Raw genomic sequence first — 16,680 nt, 5'->3', positions numbered from 1 at the left:
TTAGGATTAGGAGTGCTACATGACCATCAGTTCACAGCTATCGGCAGATGGACAAGAGCTGACCATTACCATCCAGGGGCGTTTCGATTTCAATGCCCACCAGGCGTTTCGCGACGCCTACCAACGCGTCGATTGCACTCCCAAGCGTTACGTGGTCGACCTCAGCGGAGCGACCTATCTCGACAGTTCCGCTCTCGGCATGCTGCTGTTGCTGCGCGACCACGCCGGTGGCGACAAGGCCGATATCCGCCTGATCAAGTGCAACCCTGACGTGCGCAAGGTCCTTTCGGTTTCCAACTTCGAACAACTGTTCGCCATCGCCTGAATGCCACGCAGGCTTTCCATACTCATCGCCGAGGACGGTGCAGCCGATCGCATGTTGCTGGCCGCCATCGTCGCGCGGCAGGGCCATCGCGTGCTCACCGCGCCCAATGGGGCCGACGCGGTCGAGATATTCGAGCGCGAGCGGCCCCATCTGATCCTGATGGATGCGCTGATGCCCGTGATGGATGGCTTCGAGGCGGCGCGGCAGATCAAGCAGCTGGCCGGCAACGAACTGGTGCCGATCATCTTTCTCACCTCGCTGACCGAGAACGAGGCGTTGGTCCGCTGTCTGGAGGCGGGCGGCGACGACTTCATTGCCAAGCCTTACAACCCGATCATTCTCGAAGCCAAGATTCAGGCCATGCACCGGCTGCGGCGCTTGCAGGCCACGGTGCTCGAACAGCGCGACCTGATCGCACGGCGCAACCAGCAATTGCTCGACGAACAGCGTGCGGCCAAGGCGATCTTCGACAAGGTGGCGCATAGCGGCTGCCTCAACGCCCCCAACATCCGCTACCACCAGTCGCCTCGGGCACTGTTCAATGGCGACCTGTTGCTCGCCGCGCATGCGCCGGCCGAGCGGCTTTTCGTTCTGCTCGGTGATTTCACCGGCCACGGGCTGCCGGCCGCGATCGGCGCCATGCCGCTGGCGGAAACCTTCTATGGCATGACGGCCAAGGGCTATTCGAGCAGCGACATCCTTCGCGAGATCAACGCCAAGCTGAAGCTGATCCTGCCGGTCGAGATGTTCTGCTGCGCGACCTTTCTCGACATCAACCTCAGCCAGGGCATGCTGCGTGTCTGGAACGGTGGCCTGCCGGATGGTTACCTGCTCCGGTCCGGGCAGGGTGAGCGCGTGCCGCTGACCTCTCGCCATCTGCCGCTGGGCGTGCAGGACAGCGCCGCGTTCGATGATCGCTTCGAGACCCTGCCGCTGGCTGTCGGCGATCGCCTGCTGCTGATGTCCGACGGGGTTCTGGAAAGTTGCAATGCCAACGACGAGCTGTTCGGTGAGGCTCGCCTGCTGGCCGTCATGGACGCCAATCGTGAGCCCGCCCAGCTGTTCGACGAGATCCAGCAGGCACTGAGCGCCTTTCACGGTCAGATGCTCGATGACCTGAGCCTGGTGGAGGTGAACGTGGCCGACACGCCAGCCTCCCTGAGCAATCCGTTCGGTCAATTCCCGCTTGGCGCCCGGCCGTTGCGGCCAATGGATTGGTCCACCCGCATCGAGCTGCGCCCCGACAGCCTGCGTACCGCCAATCCTTTGCCGATGTTGATGCAGATGTTGCTGCAGGTTCCGCCGTTGCGCCAGCGCGCGGGCACGCTCTACACGGTGCTCAGCGAGCTGTACTCCAATGCGCTGGAGCATGGCGTGCTGCTGCTGGATTCGTCGATGAAATGCGATGCGGCTGGCTTCACGCAGTATTACGACGAGCGTCAGCGCCGCCTGGAACAACTGCGCGAGGGAAGCGTGTCGATTCAGCTGACGGTTCGCGGCGAAGGCGGCACGGGCTGGCTGCGTGTCTGTGTCAGCGACAGCGGCCCGGGGTTCGACGTGGCCGAGGTGCTGAACAAGCAGTACCGCGCTGAATCGCTGGATGGCCGCGGGCTGCGGATGATCAATCAATTGACCGAGCGGTTCCATTGGGATCGCGAAGGGAAGGTCCTCAGCGTGGAGTTCCATTGGGGCGCTCATGCATAATTCAGGCTTCTTGCCAGGAGGACAGCTGTGGCCGATCACCTCGACAGTCGGGTGCTGGTAACGCTTCAGGAGGTCATGGAGGCGGAATATCCGGTCCTGCTCGATACGTTCCTGGTCGACTCCGAAGAGCGCTTGCGGTTGTTGAAGCGCGCCTCGGACGCTGGCGAACCGGAGCAACTGCGCCAGGCGGCTCACAGCTTCAAGGGCAGCTGCAGCAACATGGGGGCTGCCTTGCTGGCGGAACTCTGTCGTGAACTCGAGGAGACCGCACGCCGCGAACAGCTTGGCGCCGCGCCGGGCTTGATCGAGCGCATCGAGCGCGAGTTCGCCATCGTTCGCATTCTGTACCGGGCCGAGCGCCAGCGCTTCGGCGGGCTCGGCTAACAGGAAGACTGGCCCGGAGTTTGCTTTCTCTGCTTCGAAGTCATCACCTTGAGCGGAAAGCCCATGGCCGTTTCCCCCGATCTGCTACTCAATATCAAGGCCCCTGCGGTTGCGCCAAAGGCTACTGGCACGGCGGCCAAACCCACGTCACAGCCCAGCCGCGACGAGCCTTCCAGCTTCGCCAACGTCTATGCCAAGGAGCGCCAGGCCAAGCCCGCCGAGCGTCATGAGGCCAGTGCCAAGCCGGCCCGGGACAAAACGGCCGCGGAAAAGCCGAGTCAGGAAACCGCCGCGACCGACGGCACGTCGAAGCCGGTTACCGCCGAGAGCGGCAACGATTTGCCAGCCACGCAAGAGGTTGCCACCGATAGCCCTGAGCTGACCGAGGAGACCGAGGTGGATCCCTTGTTGCTGCTCGGACTGGGGAGCGCGCCGGCCGAGGTGCCAACCGAAAGCGCGCCGTCGTTGCCGAGTGGCGACGAATTCCTGGCAGGACTGCCGTCGATGCAGACGAACCCGGCTGAAGGGGATTCGTCCACCTCTGACGTTTTACTGGCGGGCCAGCGTGTGTCGATGGACGCGCAGGCGTCCGGGCAGAAGGGTCCGCTGTCCCCGATGCTCATGGCGCAGCAAATGTCTGGGCAGGAGCAGGCCGAGCAAGTCGCCCCCTTGCAGGTGGCCGAGGAGGGTGCCGAGGCGCTGGCTGAAGTGTCCTCGGAGGAAGACTTCGGTGAACTGCTCGAGCAGCTCGATACGCCCAAGGAGACCCGTACAGCGGCGGCCGAATCGGCCATCAACCGCCTCAATCCGCTGGCGCAAGCTGTCGCGCAGCAACCGCTGCAGGTCCAGCGCCCGGTGGCGCTGGTGCCTGGCCAGCCGGTGCAGGTTCAGCAGTCGGGCTGGAGTGAAGCGGTCGTCGATCGGGTGATGTGGATGTCCAGTCAGAACCTCAAATCAGCCGAAATCCAGCTGGACCCGGCCGAGTTGGGGCGCATGGAGGTCCGCATCGACATGCACAAGGATCAGGCGCAGGTCACCTTCCTCAGCCCGCACGCCGGCGTTCGGGACGCGCTGGAAGGCCAGATGCAGCGCCTGCGCGACATGTTCACCCAGCAAGGCATGACGATGGACGTCAACGTGTCCGACCAATCGCTGGCGCGCGGCTGGCAGGGCCAAGGGCAGGGCGGTGACGAGGGGCGCGGGGGGCGGAGCATCGCCGGCTTCGGCGCTGGGGATGAGGAAGATGCCGTGCAAGGCATGACGGAAATTCGCAGCAATCGGGGTGGCGGCGACCGGGGGCTGGTGGACTACTACGCCTGATTCACGCACCGTGGCCAGGCCTCGCATGACGGCCTGGCCAGGTGCCTCCCCGTTTTTTTCAAGCATCGCCATTCCAACAACTTGTCGTCCCTCATGGCAGACCGCGAGGGCGGCATGACCGCACGGCATTTACTGCCGCCCCTCGCTGGTCGATACTCTGGCACAGCAGTTGCTCCTAACCCTTTGAACGCAGTGGAATCACCTGGTGATGACGGATATTTGGCATGGCTAAGAAACAGGGACCACCCGATGTCGCGGCACCCGGCGCCGCACCGGCCGGTGGCAAGAGCAAGCTCAAGCTGATCATCCTGATCGTGGTCGGTCTGCTGCTGGCGGTTGGCCTGTCGGTTGGCGCTACGCTGTATTTCATGGGCAAGGGGGAATCGGAGGCACCAGCCGAGGATGCCGCCAAGGCCGAGGCGGCCGCGCCTCAGCGCCAGCCGGCGGTGTACGAAGTGCTGGCGCCTTCGTTCGTGGTCAATTTCAGCAACACCGGCGGCCGGCCGCGCTACATGCAAGTGGGCGTCGCCCTGATGTCGCGTGACCAGGCGGCACTCGACGCGCTCAAGGAACACATGCCGCTGTTGCGCAATCAACTGGTCATGCTGTTCTCCAGCCAGGACTTCGCCGCTTTGGCGACTCCGGTGGGCCAGGAAATGCTGCGCCAGCAGGCAACCGTGAGCGTGCAGGAGCTGGCCCAGAAGGAAATCGGCAAGCTTGCCATCGAGCAAGTGCTGTTCACCAATTTCGTACTGCAATAGGGGGCCGTGCCAGTGGCTGTTCAAGACCTGCTCTCGCAAGACGAGATCGACGCGCTCCTGCATGGTGTGGACGACGGTCTGGTCGATACCGAGAGCGACGCCGAGCCGGGCAGCATCAAGAGCTACGACCTTACCAGCCAGGACCGCATCGTCCGCGGGCGCATGCCGACGCTGGAGATGATCAACGAACGTTTCGCGCGCTATACGCGGATCAGCATGTTCAACCTGCTGCGCCGGTCGGCGGACGTCTCGGTCGGTGGCGTCCAGGTCATGAAGTTCGGTGAATACATCCACTCACTGTATGTGCCGACCAGCCTCAACCTGGTGAAGGTCAAACCGCTGCGCGGCACTTCGCTGTTCATCCTCGACGCCAAGCTGGTATTCAAGCTGGTCGATAATTTCTTCGGCGGTGACGGCCGCCACGCCAAGATCGAGGGGCGCGAATTCACGCCGACCGAATTGCGCGTGGTGCGCATGGTGCTCGACCAGGCTTTCGTCGATCTCAAGGAAGCCTGGCATGCCGTGCTCGACGTCAATTTCGAGTACGTCCATTCGGAGGTGAACCCTGCCCTGGCCAACATCGTCAGCCCGAGCGAGGTGGTCGTGGTGTCGACCTTCCATATCGAGCTCGACAGCGGCGGTGGGGACTTCCACGTGACCATGCCGTACTCGATGATCGAGCCGATTCGCGAGATGCTCGATGCGGGTTTCCAGTCCGATGTCAGCGATCAGGACGAACGCTGGGTCAACGCGCTGCGCGAGGACATCCTCGACGTCAACGTGCCGCTCAGCGCGACCGTCGTCAGGCGCCAGCTGAAGCTGCGCGACATCCTGAACATGCAACCGGGCGATGTAATCCCGGTGGAAATGCCCGAAGACATGATCATGCGCGCCAACGGCATGCCGGCCTTCAAGGTCAAGCTGGGCGCGCACAAGGGCAATCTGGCCCTGCAGGTGCTCGAATCCGTGCTGCGCCCGCGCTGATCGAGCCCATCTACTCCATTACCAGCCGGTCGAGGAATCGCAATGGCAGACGAATTCGAAAACACATCCCCGGAAGAACAGGCGTTGGCCGACGAGTGGGCAGCCGCGCTCTCCGAGGCGGGCGATGCCAATCAGGACGACATCGATGCGCTGCTGAATCAGGGGCCGGCGGCCGCACCGAGCCCTCCGCGCGCACCGCTGGAGGAGTTCGGCAGCGCACCCAAGCATGCCGGCAACCCCGCCGGGCTGGAAGGGCCGAACCTGGACGTGATCCTGGATATCCCGGTGTCCATTTCCATGGAAGTGGGCAGCACCGAGATCAGTATTCGCAACCTGCTACTGCTCAACCAGGGTTCGGTGGTGGAGCTGGATCGTCTGGCCGGCGAGCCGCTGGACGTCTTGGTCAATGGCACGCTGATCGCACATGGCGAAGTGGTGGTGGTCAACGAGAAGTTCGGCATCCGCCTGACTGACGTGATCAGCCCCAGCGAACGCATCAAGAAGCTGCGCTGAGATGAAGACATTCGCCTTTCTATCCTGGGCGCTGGCCTTGCCGGCGATGGCGGCCGAGCCGGCGGCCAGTGTCGGATCCAGCGGCATGGGGGCTCAGATGACCAAGCTGCTGCTTGGGCTGCTGCTGGTCATCGGCTTGATTTTCGCGCTCGCCTGGGCCCTTCGTCGCATGCAGCAGCTGAACCCGCGCAGCAACCAGGCGATCAAGCTGATCTCCACCCAGGCGCTGGGCCCGCGCGAGCGTCTGGTGCTGGTGCAGGTGGGTAGCGAGCAGGTGCTGGTCGGCCTGAGTGCCGGTCGCATCACGCCGCTGCACGTGCTCAAGGAGCCAGTGCATCTGCCGGACGCCGAGCCGGCCAACCCGGAATTCGCCCAGCGCCTCATGGAGCTGCTGGGTCGGGACCAGAAGGACAAGCCCTGATGCGTCGACTGCTGCTGACGCTCCTGCTGGTGCTCGCCGCGCCGCTGGCAATGGGGCAGGACGCCGGTTCCCTGATCGGCCAGGGCGACAATCCATTGTCGATTCCGGCGATTACCCTCAGCACCGACGCCGAGGGTCAGCAGGAGTATTCGGTCAGCCTGCAGATCCTGCTGATCATGACGGCGCTGAGCTTCATCCCGGCGTTCGTCATGCTGATGACCAGCTTCACCCGGATCATCATCGTCTTTTCGATCCTGCGTCAGGCGCTTGGCTTGCAGCAGACGCCTTCGAACCAGATTCTCGTCGGGCTGACGATCTTCCTCACGCTGTTCATCATGGCGCCGGTGTTCGAACGCATCAACAACGAGGCGGTGCAGCCCTACCTGAACGAGCAGTTGTCGGCGCAAGATGCCCTGGCGCGGGCGGAAGTACCGCTGAAGAACTTCATGCTGGCGCAGACGCGCGAAAGCGATCTGGAGCTCTTCGTGCGCCTGTCGCGCCGGACCGACATCCAGACTCCGGACGCCGCGCCCCTGACCATCCTGGTCCCGGCTTTCGTCACGTCCGAGCTGAAAACGGCCTTTCAGATCGGCTTCATGATCTTCATCCCGTTCCTCATCATCGACATGGTGGTGGCCAGCGTGCTGATGGCGATGGGCATGATGATGCTGTCGCCGCTGATCATCTCGCTGCCGTTCAAGATCATGCTCTTCGTGCTCGTCGACGGCTGGGGGCTGATCATCGGTACGCTCGCCAGCAGTTTCGGCACGCTCTAGCCCTGGGAGGCACGCATGACACCTGAAGTCGCGGTTGATCTGTTCCGGGAAGCGCTGTGGATGACCGCGATGATCGTTGGCGTGCTGGTGATGCCAAGCCTTCTGGTGGGGCTGGTGGTCGCCATGTTCCAGGCGGCGACCCAGATCAACGAGCAGACCCTGAGCTTCCTGCCACGCCTGCTGGTCATGCTGGTGACGCTGATCTGGGCCGGCCCCTGGCTGGTTCGCGAGCTGATGGAGTACACCCAGGGCCTCGTCCAGAACATTCCCCTGATCATCGGGTGAAGACGGCCGTGGTGTCGCGCAGGGGCAAACGAAGTGCTTGAACTCAGCAATGCGCAGATTGGCGCCTGGGTCGGCCAGTTCCTGCTGCCCATGTTCCGCATTGCCGCGCTACTGATGAGCATGCCGATCATCGGCTCGCAGCTCGTGCCGATGCGTATCCGCCTCTACCTCGCGCTGGCCATTTCGGTGGTGCTGGTGCCGACGCTGCCGGCGGTGCCGGTCGTCGAGGCGCTCAGCGCAGAGGCGCTGGTGCTGATTGCCGAACAGATACTCATCGGGGTCATGCTGGGTTTCGTGCTCCAGCTGTTCTTCCATGTGTTCATCGTGTCGGGGCAGATTCTGGCGATGCAGATGGGCCTGGGCTTCGCCTCGATGGTCGACCCGGCCAACGGCGTGTCGGTACCGGTGATCGGCCAGTTCTTCAACATGCTGGTCATTCTGCTGTTCTTCGCCATGAACGGGCACCTGGTCGTACTGGAGATCCTGTCCGAAAGCTTCGTCACGCTGCCGATCGGTGGCTGGCTGGTCGGCACCAACCATTTTTGGGACGTCGCCGGCAAGCTCGGTTGGGTCATGGGCGCGGGGTTATTGCTGGTATTGCCGGCCATCACCGCCTTGCTGGTCGTCAACCTGGCCTTCGGCCTGATGACCCGGGCGGCACCGCAGCTGAACATCTTCTCGATCGGCTTTCCTCTGACCCTGGTGCTCGGGTTGGTCCTCGTCTGGATCGGCATGGCCGATATCCTGGCGCAGTACCAGACCTTTGTCAGCGAAGCGCTGGCGATGCTTCGCGAACTGATCGGGCTGCGCTGATGAGCCCACTCGTCCATCCAAGATCGGCGGAGGCCCAGCATGGCTGAGAGCGAAAGCGGTGCCGACAAAAGCGAGGAACCCACAGAGAAACGCCTCCGTGAGTCCCGTGAAAAAGGCCAGATCGCTCGTTCACGCGAGTTGAATACCGTGGCGGTCACGTTGGGCGGCATCGGCGGTTTATTGGCGTCCGGTGGCAGCCTGGCCGGCAGCCTGATGGCGATGATGCAGGGCAGCTTCGAACTCAGCCGCGAGACGCTGCTGGACGAAGGCGCCATGGTGCGGCTGTTGATGAGCAGCGGCATGATTGCGCTGGAAGCCATCATGCCGCTGCTGATCGTGCTGATGATCGTCTCGATCATCGGGCCGATCTCGCTGGGCGGCTGGTTGTTCTCCGGCAAGGCCATGGCACCCAAGTTCAGCCGGATGAATCCGGGCCCCGGTCTGAAACGGATGTTTTCGACCAAGGCACTGGTCGAGTTGCTCAAGGCGCTGGCGAAATTCTTCGTCGTGCTGCTCGTGGCGCTGGCGGTGCTCGCCGCCTATGAGGACGACCTGCTATCCATCGCCAAGCAGCCGCTGGACCTGGCCATCATGCACAGCGCCGAAGTGGTGGGTTGGTGCGCGTTGTGGATGGCCTGTGGCCTGATCCTCATCGCCGCGGTCGACGTGCCGTTCCAGCTCTGGGACAACAAGCAGAAGCTGATGATGACCAAGCAGGAGGTACGCGACGAGTACAAGGACAGCGAGGGCAAGCCGGAGGTCAAGTCGCGGATTCGCCAGCTGCAGCGCGACGCCGCGCAGCGGCGCATGATGCAGGCGGTGCCGGAAGCCGACGTGGTCATCACCAACCCCACGCACTTCGCCGTTGCGCTCAAGTATGACGGCGACAAAAGCGCTGCCCCCAGGCTGGTCGCCAAGGGTGGCGATTTCGTTGCGCTGAAGATTCGTGAGATTGCCCGCGAGCACGAGGTGACGATCCTCGAGTCGCCGGCCCTGGCGCGTGCGGTCTACTACTCCACCGAACTCGAGCACGAGATTCCGGCCGGCCTGTACCTGGCCGTTGCCCAGGTCCTGGCCTACGTCTACCAGTTGCGCCAGTACCGCTCCGGCAGGGGCAAGCGGCCCGACCCGTTGGGCAACCTGCCGATTCCGCCTGATCTGAGAAAGGATGAGTGAGGTGAGCGGGTAGCCGGAGGTCTGAAGCGCAAGCCCTTCAGCCTCCAGCTGCTTTCTTATTCGATCAATCCGCACGCGACGCGCGCACCGCCACCGCCGAGCGGCTCGGGGTGGTCGGCGTGGTTGTCACCGCCCTTGTGGACCATCAGGGCCAGCCCCTTGATGTCGCCAAGGCTCTTCAGGCGCGGCGCCAGTACCGGTTGATTCGCCTTGCCGTCGCTGTTGACCATCAGGGCCGGGAGGTCGCCCATGTGACCGTCACCCCAGGGCTCACCGTGCTTACCGGTATTCTGCGGGTCCCAATGCCCGCCGGCTGCCCCTGCGGGAACGGGTTTGCCGTCCTTGTCCTCGGGTTGGCAGCTGCCCTTGGCGTGAATGTGGAAACCGTGGGTGCCCGGCTCGAGCCCCGACAGTTCCGGGCGGAACACCAGCCCGTACTCGCTGGTTTCGATCTTTACCGTACCGACGCTGTCGCCGACGCCCTGGGCATTGACCGCCTTGACCTGGACGTTGAGCGTTTCGGCGTTGGCGCCGACTACCGCGCAGCCCGCGAGCGCCGCGATGATCCACTGTTTCATTGCAAGACTCCTGTGCCTGTCGATGGCGGGCCTGGCCGCCGGAAGTCGTCGCGCGGTAGGCGCCGCACGACGTTCTTTTTGAGACTTTGATGGCTGCGGTCGGTTCGCAATCGAGCTGCCGGCCTTGCAAGGAATCGCCCGTGTCGGCTGCGATGCCGAAGTTGGACCCCTTCTTGCTATCAACCCGTACAGGGCGCTTCAGGCGTCAATTCTTTGGAACTGTTCTGTCGGGGTCTTCGTGGATCGCACGCAACTCGTCAATATTCGCAATGGCCTGACCGGCGCTGGGCGCGGCAACCTCGGCGTGCCGCTGCTCCTGCTCGTCATGATGGGCATGATGATGCTGTCGGTGCCGCCGTTCCTGCTGGACCTGCTGTTCACCTTCAATATCGCGCTGTCGATCGTGGTGTTGTTGGTCAGCGTCTATGCGCTGCGGCCGCTGGACTTCGCCGTGTTCCCGACGATTCTGCTGGTCGCGACCCTGATGCGGCTGGCGCTGAACGTGGCCTCGACCCGAGTCGTGCTGATCAACGGCCATGAAGGCGGCTCCGCGGCAGGCCATGTGATCGAAGCCTTCGGTAACGTGGTGATCGGCGGCAACTACGTTGTCGGTATCGTCGTGTTCGCGATCCTGATGATCATCAACTTCGTCGTGGTCACCAAAGGTGCCGGGCGCATCTCCGAGGTAAGCGCGCGCTTTACCCTCGACGCCATGCCGGGCAAGCAGATGGCGATCGATGCGGACCTCAACGCCGGCCTGATCGATCAGGTCGAAGCCAAGCAGCGCCGGGTCGAGGTGGCCTCGGAAGCCGATTTCTACGGCTCGATGGATGGTGCCAGCAAGTTCGTGCGCGGCGATGCCATCGCCGGTCTGCTGATTCTGTTCATCAACCTGATCGGTGGCGTGGGCATCGGCATGGCGCAACATGGCATGAGCTTCAGTGAAGCCGGTCAGGTCTATGCGCTGCTGACCATCGGTGACGGCCTCGTTGCGCAGATCCCTTCGTTGCTGCTCTCGACCGCCGCGGCGATCATGGTGACCCGCGTGACCAGCTCCGAAGACATGGGCCAGCAGGTCAACCGCCAGATGTTCGCCTCGCCGAAGGCTCTTGCGGTGTCGGCAGGCATCATGATCGCCATGGGCCTGGTCCCCGGCATGCCGCACATGTCCTTTCTCGGACTTGGCGCCGTGGCAGCCGGTGGGGCCTACTGGATCTGGCACCGTCAGAAGCAGGCCAAGGCGAAAACCGAGCAGGAGGTTCAGAAACAGCAGGAAACGCTGCCCGCCCAGCGCGCCGCGGAGACCAAGGAACTCGGCTGGGACGACGTGACGCCCGTCGACATGGTTGGCCTGGAAGTGGGGTATCGCCTGATTCCGCTGGTCGATCGCAACCAGGGCGGCCAGTTGCTGGCCCGTATCAAGGGGGTTCGCAAGAAGCTGTCGCAGGACCTCGGCTTCCTGATGCCGTCGGTGCACATCCGCGACAACCTCGATCTGCTGCCCAACGCTTATCGCTTGACGCTGATGGGAGTGAGCCTGGCTGAAGCCGAGGTCTATCCCGACCGCGAGCTGGCGATCAACCCCGGGCAGGTGTTCGGCCCGCTCAACGGCATCGCCGCCAAGGACCCGGCGTTCGGGCTGGAGGCGGTCTGGATCGAGGCCAGTCAGCGCGACCAGGCGCAGTCGCTCGGCTACACCGTGGTGGATGCGAGCACCGTGGTCGCTACGCACCTCAACCAGGTCCTGCACAAGCATGCGCACGAGCTGCTCGGGCATGAGGAAGTCCAGCAGCTGATGCAGCTGCTGGCCAAGAGTTCGCCGAAGCTCGCGGAGGAACTGGTGCCGGGGATGATCTCGCTGTCGACACTGCTCAAGGTGCTGCAGGCGCTGCTGCAGGAGCAGGTACCGGTCCGCGACATCCGCACCATCGCCGAAGCCATCGCGAACGTGGCCACCAAGAGTCAAGATCCCGCCGCGATGGTGGCGGCCGTGCGGGTCGCGCTGTCCCGCGCAATCGTGCAAAACGTTGTGGGGCTTGAGCCGCAGCTGCCTGTGATCACGCTTGAACCCAGGTTGGAACAGATATTGCTCAATAGCCTGCAGAAGGCCGGACAGGGTTCGGAAGATGGCATTCTTCTCGAGCCGGGAATGGCCGAAAAGTTGCAACGGTCTCTGGTAGATGCGGCACAGCGTCAAGAAATGATGGGTAAGCCGGCGATCCTGCTGGTGGCCGGCCCGGTCCGCGCGATGCTCTCGCGATTCGCCCGGCTGGCAGTCCCCAACATTCATGTCCTGGCCTATCAGGAAATACCGGATAACAAGCAGGTCACCATCGTTTCGACGGTGGGTCAGAATTAACCGAGGGTACAGGCCATGCAGGTCAAACGTTTCTTCGCAGCCGACATGCGTATCGCCATGAAGATGATTCGTGACGAGCTGGGCGCTGATGCCGTGATCACTGGCAATCGCCGTGTGGCCGGTGGCGTCGAGCTGACGGCCGTGCTCGATTATCCGATGGAGGCGGTGGCGCCCAAGCAGCCGAATCCGGCGCTCGAGGCGGAGCTGCGCAAGACTCAGACCCGTATCGCCAACGCGCATGCCGAACTGAGCGCGCCGCACACGGAGCCGGCACGCGACCGTCAGTTGCTTGACGAGAAACCTGCCGCGAGCGCCAAGCCTGCCGTTGCGCCTGCTGCCGCGATGGCAGCATCGGCACTCGACTCGCGTGCCGTCGAGGCCATGCAGTCCGAATTGCAGGGGCTGCGGGAGCTGATCGAAGTGCAGCTCGGGTCGTTGGCCTGGGGGCACGAGCAGAATCGTCGCCCGCAGCAGGCCGGCTTGTGGCGTCGCCTGCAGCGCCTCGGCCTGCCGGCGGACCTGTCGCGCGGGCTGCTGGAGAAGGTGGCCGCGATCAGCGATCAGCGTCAGGCCTGGCGCATGCTGTTGGCGCACCTGGCCCAGTCGATCAAGGTGACCAAGCACGAGCCGCTGGAAGAGGGCGGTGTGATTGCCCTGGTCGGCCCGGCCGGCGCCGGCAAGACCACGACCCTGGCCAAGCTCGCCGCACGCCATGTCCTCAAGCACGGCGCGCAGAGCATCGCCCTGGCGAGCATGGACAACTACCGTATCGGCGCTCAGGAACAGCTCAAGACTCTGGGCCGTATCCTCAACGTGCCGGTGATCCAGATCGACCCGAGCCAGCCGCTGAGCAAGAGCCTGGAGCCGGTCGCGCGCAAGCGGCTGATCCTGCTCGACACCGCCGGTCTGCCGGCGGGCGATCCGATGATGCGCCTGCAGCTTCAGGCATTGGCCGATCGGGGCGTGCGTTCGAAGAACTATCTGGTGCTCGCGGCGACCAGCCAGAGCCAGGTGCTGAAGGCGGCCTGGCATCACTACCGGCCTTGCGGGCTGGCGGGCTGCATCCTGACTAAACTTGACGAGGCGGGTACTCTGGGCGACGTGCTCGGGCTGACCATCAGCCAGCATCTACCGATTGCCTACCTCGCCGACGGTCCGCGCATTCCAGAGGATCTCCAGCTGCCACGGACGCATCAACTGGTCAGCCGGGCGGTGAGTCTGCAATCCGAAGAGTCGCCCAGCGAGGAAACGATGGCTGACATGTTCTCCGGCCTGTACAACGGATCTTCGCGGAGGGCGGGATGAACAGGGCGCTGCGTGAGAGCGAAACACTAGACGCGTTCGGGCTGAACGCATCGATGGCCTGCGGGCCCCAGCAAGATATAGGCGTTTGATGATGGGTATTCATCCCGTACAGGTTATTGCAGTGACCGGCGGCAAAGGTGGCGTCGGCAAGACCAACGTATCGGTCAATCTTTCCTTGGCGCTGGCCGACCTCGGTCGGCGTGTCGTGCTGCTCGACGCCGACCTTGGCCTGGCCAACGTCGACGTGCTGCTCGGCTTGACGGCCAAGCGCACCCTGGCGGACGTGATCGCCGGTGACTGTGATCTGCGCGATGTCATGATCCAGGGGCCGGGCGGCGTGCGCATCGTGCCCGCCGCGTCCGGCACGCAAAGCATGGTGCAGCTGTCGCCGATGCAGCATTCCGGTCTGATTCAGGCCTTCAGCGAAATCGGCAACGACATCGACGTGCTGATCATCGATACGGCCGCCGGCATCGGCGACGGTGTCGTGAGCTTCGTGCGGGCGGCGCAGGAGGTCCTGCTGGTCGTCACCGACGAGCCGACGTCGATCACTGACGCCTACGCGCTGATCAAACTGCTCAACCGCGACTACGGCATCAGCCGGTTCCGGGTGCTGGCGAACATGGCGCACGCCCCGCAGGAAGGACGCAATCTATTCGCTAAGCTGACCAAGGTGACTGAACGTTTTCTTGACGTCGCCCTGCAGTACGTCGGCGCGGTTCCCTACGACGAGGCGGTTCGCAAGGCCGTTCAGAAACAGCGCGCGGTCTACGAGGCCTACCCGCGAGCCAAATGCTCGCTGGCGTTCAAGGCCATCGCGCAGAAGATCGACACCTGGCCGCTGCCGGCGAACCCGCGTGGCCACCTTGAGTTCTTTGTGGAGCGCCTGGTCAGGCCCACCGCAAACGCACACGACTGACAGCGGCTGGAATCGGTTATGTACAACACCAAAGTGGCTAAAGACTCCCAGTACCAGCTCATCGAGCAGTACGCCCCGCTGGTCAAGCGCATCGCTTATCACCTGCTGGCGCGGCTGCCGGCCAGCGTGCAGGTCGACGATCTGATGCAGGCCGGCATGATCGGCCTGCTCGAGGCGTCGAAGAAGTACGACTCCGGCAAGGGGGCGAGTTTCGAGACCTACGCGGGCATTCGCATTCGTGGCGCCATGCTCGACGAGGTCCGCAAGGGCGACTGGGCGCCGCGTTCGGTGCACCGCAATTCGAGGATGGTGAGCGAAGCGATACGCGCAATCGAGGCCAGAACCGGACGCGACGCTAAAGATCATGAGGTTGCGGCCGAACTTAAATTGAGTCTCGATGAGTACTACGGCATTCTGGGCGACACCCTGGGCAGCCGCCTGTTCAGCTTCGATGATCTGCTGACCGAAGGCGAGCACGGGGAGTTCGGTGAAGATGCCGCCAGTGCACATCCGGAACCGTCTCGTGATCTCGAGGACGAGCGTTTCCAGCAGGCCCTGGCCGATGCGATCGCCAATCTGCCCGAACGTGAAAAGCTGGTGCTGTCGCTGTATTACGACGAAGAGTTGAATTTGAAGGAAATCGGCCAGGTTCTGGGCGTCAGCGAGTCACGGGTCAGTCAGCTGCACAGCCAGTGTGCGGCGCGCCTGCGGGCCCGTCTCGGCGAATGGCGCGCTCGATAGGTCGGTTCTCAAGAAAACGCGAATAGAAACTGCTCTGGGCGAGCTTCATGAACGAAGCCCGCAACAGACCCTGAGCAGGTTCTGGGATTTCGGGATTTACGGAGGTGTACTTGGACAAGAACATGAAAATCCTCATCGTCGACGACTTTTCGACGATGAGACGGATCATCAAGAACCTCTTGCGCGATCTGGGCTTCACCAACACCGCCGAGGCGGATGATGGCACCACTGCACTGCCTATGCTCAAGAGCGGCAGTTTCGATTTCCTCGTCACTGACTGGAACATGCCCGGCATGAGCGGCATCGACCTGCTGCGCGCGGTGCGTGCGGACGACCGCCTCAAGCACCTGCCGGTGCTGATGGTGACGGCCGAGGCCAAGCGTGACCAGATCATCGAGGCCGCGCAGGCCGGTGTTAACGGGTACGTGGTCAAGCCGTTCACGGCTCAGGTACTCAAAGAGAAAATCGAGAAGATCTTCGAGCGCGTCAACGGCTGAAGTAACGCCGCGAGGGCACTATGACGCAAGCAGACCAAAGCCTGGCGGAGTTCGAAGCGACGCTCAAGGCTCACGCACCCCAATTGATCGAAAGCCTCCAGCAGGGCCGATTCGAAGAAGCGGCCCAGATGTTCAACGAGCTCAACCAGGCTCGGAACCAGGGGCTGTATCAGGAAGTCGGCAAGCTCACCCGGGAACTGCACAACGCCATCGTCAAACTGGAGATGGACACCTGTGCGACGGGGGGCGACCCGTCCCCGATCACCGATGCAACCGACCGGCTGTCTTATGTCGTGGAAATGACGGAGAAGGCGGCCAACCGGACCATGGACCTCGTCGAGGAATCCGCGCCGTTGGTCAACTACGTCAGCTACGAGGCACAGAGCCTGACCGCCGATTGGCAGCGCTTCATGCGCCGCGACATGAATGCCGAGCAGTTTCGTGACCTGGTCAAGCGGCTCGATCAGTTCCTGCAGCGGACCATGAACGACGGGACCCAGCTGTCGGAGAACCTCAGCGAGATCATGCTTGCTCAGGATTTCCAGGACCTGACCGGTCAGGTGATCAAGCGAGTCACGCGACTGATCACCGAACTCGAAAGCAACCTGCTCAATCTCGTGCTGATGGCCGGCCAGGTCGATCGCGTCGCGGGTATCCAGCACGACCGCGAAGAGCTGCGCGCAGAGCAGGAACGAAAAAAACTAGAAAAAGGCCCTTCCCACGGTGAAGGTCCGCAGATGCATGCCGATATACGTGAGGATGTCGTATCCGGGCAGGACGATGTCGACGATCTGCTTTCGAGCCTGGGCTTTTAGGGGA

Annotated in this window: 19 protein-coding genes; 18 read left to right on the top strand and 1 reads right to left on the bottom strand. The window is 63.2% G+C overall.

The window, feature by feature from the left end; all coding sequences use genetic code 11:
• Positions 1–19: 19 nt before the first annotated feature.
• The 12 genes from MST27_RS03955 (at position 20) to flhB (ending at position 9,462) form a co-directional block, all read left to right on the top strand.
• Entirely contained in the window at positions 20–325 is a 306-nt protein-coding gene (locus MST27_RS03955; RefSeq protein ID WP_243604716.1) for an STAS domain-containing protein, read from the top strand.
• Complete coding sequence (locus MST27_RS03950; protein ID WP_243604715.1) at positions 326–2,029, top strand: ATP-binding SpoIIE family protein phosphatase; 1,704 nt, start codon at positions 326–328, stop codon at positions 2,027–2,029. It abuts the gene before it with no gap.
• A 75-nt stretch (positions 2,030–2,104) separates the two neighbouring features.
• Positions 2,105–2,413 carry an Hpt domain-containing protein gene (locus MST27_RS03945; RefSeq protein WP_243605046.1) on the top strand — a complete coding sequence of 103 codons (309 nt, stop codon included), beginning with the start codon at positions 2,105–2,107 and terminating at the stop codon, positions 2,411–2,413.
• A gap of 63 nt (positions 2,414–2,476) precedes the next feature.
• Positions 2,477–3,733 carry a flagellar hook-length control protein FliK gene (locus tag MST27_RS03940; protein WP_243604714.1) on the top strand — a complete coding sequence of 419 codons (1,257 nt, stop codon included), beginning with the start codon at positions 2,477–2,479 and terminating at the stop codon, positions 3,731–3,733.
• A 224-nt stretch (positions 3,734–3,957) separates the two neighbouring features.
• Complete coding sequence (gene fliL, locus MST27_RS03935; protein WP_243604713.1) at positions 3,958–4,494, top strand: flagellar basal body-associated protein FliL; 537 nt, start codon at positions 3,958–3,960, stop codon at positions 4,492–4,494.
• A 12-nt stretch (positions 4,495–4,506) separates the two neighbouring features.
• Positions 4,507–5,478, top strand: coding sequence for a flagellar motor switch protein FliM (gene fliM / locus MST27_RS03930; protein ID WP_243604712.1), 972 nt, complete (start codon positions 4,507–4,509; stop codon positions 5,476–5,478).
• 42 nt (positions 5,479–5,520) lie between these two features.
• Positions 5,521–5,991: a flagellar motor switch protein FliN gene (fliN, locus tag MST27_RS03925; protein WP_243604711.1), complete on the top strand. Its 471-nt coding sequence runs from the start codon at positions 5,521–5,523 to the stop codon at positions 5,989–5,991.
• Position 5,992: 1 nt separating this feature from the next.
• Positions 5,993–6,412 (top strand): flagellar biosynthetic protein FliO, encoded by a 420-nt coding sequence (gene fliO / locus MST27_RS03920; RefSeq protein WP_243604710.1) that lies wholly within the window; start codon positions 5,993–5,995, stop codon positions 6,410–6,412.
• A complete protein-coding gene (gene fliP, locus MST27_RS03915; RefSeq protein ID WP_423707487.1) occupies positions 6,412–7,188 on the top strand; it encodes a flagellar type III secretion system pore protein FliP in 777 nt (258 codons plus the stop codon). Before fliO ends, fliP begins: the two co-directional genes overlap by 1 nt.
• Before the next feature lie 15 nt (positions 7,189–7,203).
• Complete coding sequence (gene fliQ, locus MST27_RS03910; RefSeq protein WP_243604709.1) at positions 7,204–7,473, top strand: flagellar biosynthesis protein FliQ; 270 nt, start codon at positions 7,204–7,206, stop codon at positions 7,471–7,473.
• A gap of 33 nt (positions 7,474–7,506) precedes the next feature.
• Entirely contained in the window at positions 7,507–8,286 is a 780-nt protein-coding gene (gene fliR / locus MST27_RS03905) for a flagellar biosynthetic protein FliR (protein WP_243604708.1), read from the top strand.
• A 39-nt stretch (positions 8,287–8,325) separates the two neighbouring features.
• Positions 8,326–9,462 carry a flagellar biosynthesis protein FlhB gene (gene flhB, locus MST27_RS03900; RefSeq protein ID WP_243604707.1) on the top strand — a complete coding sequence of 379 codons (1,137 nt, stop codon included), beginning with the start codon at positions 8,326–8,328 and terminating at the stop codon, positions 9,460–9,462.
• Between the two features lie 56 nt (positions 9,463–9,518).
• On the opposite strand, the gene sodC is transcribed toward flhB, so the two are convergent.
• Positions 9,519–10,040 carry a superoxide dismutase [Cu-Zn] SodC gene (sodC, locus tag MST27_RS03895; RefSeq protein ID WP_243604706.1) on the bottom strand — a complete coding sequence of 174 codons (522 nt, stop codon included), beginning with the start codon at positions 10,038–10,040 and terminating at the stop codon, positions 9,519–9,521.
• 238 nt (positions 10,041–10,278) lie between these two features.
• On the opposite strand from sodC, the gene flhA reads away from it, so the two are divergent.
• The 6 genes from flhA (at position 10,279) to MST27_RS03865 (ending at position 16,676) form a co-directional block, all read left to right on the top strand.
• Positions 10,279–12,399 (top strand): flagellar biosynthesis protein FlhA, encoded by a 2,121-nt coding sequence (flhA, locus tag MST27_RS03890; RefSeq protein ID WP_243604705.1) that lies wholly within the window; start codon positions 10,279–10,281, stop codon positions 12,397–12,399.
• A gap of 15 nt (positions 12,400–12,414) precedes the next feature.
• Positions 12,415–13,704 carry a flagellar biosynthesis GTPase FlhF gene (flhF, locus tag MST27_RS03885; RefSeq protein WP_243604704.1) on the top strand — a complete coding sequence of 430 codons (1,290 nt, stop codon included), beginning with the start codon at positions 12,415–12,417 and terminating at the stop codon, positions 13,702–13,704.
• 91 nt (positions 13,705–13,795) lie between these two features.
• A complete protein-coding gene (gene fleN, locus MST27_RS03880; protein ID WP_243604703.1) occupies positions 13,796–14,623 on the top strand; it encodes a flagellar synthesis regulator FleN in 828 nt (275 codons plus the stop codon).
• A gap of 18 nt (positions 14,624–14,641) precedes the next feature.
• Positions 14,642–15,364: an RNA polymerase sigma factor FliA gene (gene fliA / locus MST27_RS03875; protein ID WP_243604702.1), complete on the top strand. Its 723-nt coding sequence runs from the start codon at positions 14,642–14,644 to the stop codon at positions 15,362–15,364.
• A 122-nt stretch (positions 15,365–15,486) separates the two neighbouring features.
• Positions 15,487–15,861: a chemotaxis response regulator CheY gene (locus MST27_RS03870; protein WP_243604701.1), complete on the top strand. Its 375-nt coding sequence runs from the start codon at positions 15,487–15,489 to the stop codon at positions 15,859–15,861.
• Positions 15,862–15,881: 20 nt separating this feature from the next.
• Entirely contained in the window at positions 15,882–16,676 is a 795-nt protein-coding gene (locus MST27_RS03865) for a protein phosphatase CheZ (RefSeq protein ID WP_243604700.1), read from the top strand.
• Positions 16,677–16,680: the final 4 nt, after the last annotated feature.

Origin of the sequence: Stutzerimonas marianensis (assembly GCF_022810315.1) — a bacterium.
In the GTDB taxonomy this organism is placed as follows: domain Bacteria; phylum Pseudomonadota; class Gammaproteobacteria; order Pseudomonadales; family Pseudomonadaceae; genus Stutzerimonas; species Stutzerimonas marianensis.
This window is presented reverse-complemented; position numbering and strand designations above follow the sequence as displayed.

What these genes read in the sequence shown, in the direction of transcription:
- MST27_RS03955 (WP_243604716.1), top strand. Translation starts at nt 20, where the DNA reads ATGACCATCAGTTCACAGCTATCGGCAGATGGACAAGAGCTGACCATT.
- MST27_RS03950 (WP_243604715.1), top strand. Translation starts at nt 326, where the DNA reads ATGCCACGCAGGCTTTCCATACTCATCGCCGAGGACGGTGCAGCCGAT.
- MST27_RS03945 (WP_243605046.1), top strand. Translation starts at nt 2,105, where the DNA reads ATGGAGGCGGAATATCCGGTCCTGCTCGATACGTTCCTGGTCGACTCC.
- MST27_RS03940 (WP_243604714.1), top strand. Translation starts at nt 2,477, where the DNA reads ATGGCCGTTTCCCCCGATCTGCTACTCAATATCAAGGCCCCTGCGGTT.
- fliL (WP_243604713.1), top strand. Translation starts at nt 3,958, where the DNA reads ATGGCTAAGAAACAGGGACCACCCGATGTCGCGGCACCCGGCGCCGCA.
- fliN (WP_243604711.1), top strand. Translation starts at nt 5,521, where the DNA reads ATGGCAGACGAATTCGAAAACACATCCCCGGAAGAACAGGCGTTGGCC.
- fliO (WP_243604710.1), top strand. Translation starts at nt 5,993, where the DNA reads ATGAAGACATTCGCCTTTCTATCCTGGGCGCTGGCCTTGCCGGCGATG.
- fliP (WP_423707487.1), top strand. Translation starts at nt 6,412, where the DNA reads ATGCGTCGACTGCTGCTGACGCTCCTGCTGGTGCTCGCCGCGCCGCTG.
- fliQ (WP_243604709.1), top strand. Translation starts at nt 7,204, where the DNA reads ATGACACCTGAAGTCGCGGTTGATCTGTTCCGGGAAGCGCTGTGGATG.
- flhB (WP_243604707.1), top strand. Translation starts at nt 8,326, where the DNA reads ATGGCTGAGAGCGAAAGCGGTGCCGACAAAAGCGAGGAACCCACAGAG.
- sodC (WP_243604706.1), bottom strand. Translation starts at nt 10,040, where the DNA reads ATGAAACAGTGGATCATCGCGGCGCTCGCGGGCTGCGCGGTAGTCGGC.
- flhF (WP_243604704.1), top strand. Translation starts at nt 12,415, where the DNA reads ATGCAGGTCAAACGTTTCTTCGCAGCCGACATGCGTATCGCCATGAAG.
- fleN (WP_243604703.1), top strand. Translation starts at nt 13,796, where the DNA reads ATGGGTATTCATCCCGTACAGGTTATTGCAGTGACCGGCGGCAAAGGT.
- fliA (WP_243604702.1), top strand. Translation starts at nt 14,642, where the DNA reads ATGTACAACACCAAAGTGGCTAAAGACTCCCAGTACCAGCTCATCGAG.
- MST27_RS03870 (WP_243604701.1), top strand. Translation starts at nt 15,487, where the DNA reads ATGAAAATCCTCATCGTCGACGACTTTTCGACGATGAGACGGATCATC.
- MST27_RS03865 (WP_243604700.1), top strand. Translation starts at nt 15,882, where the DNA reads ATGACGCAAGCAGACCAAAGCCTGGCGGAGTTCGAAGCGACGCTCAAG.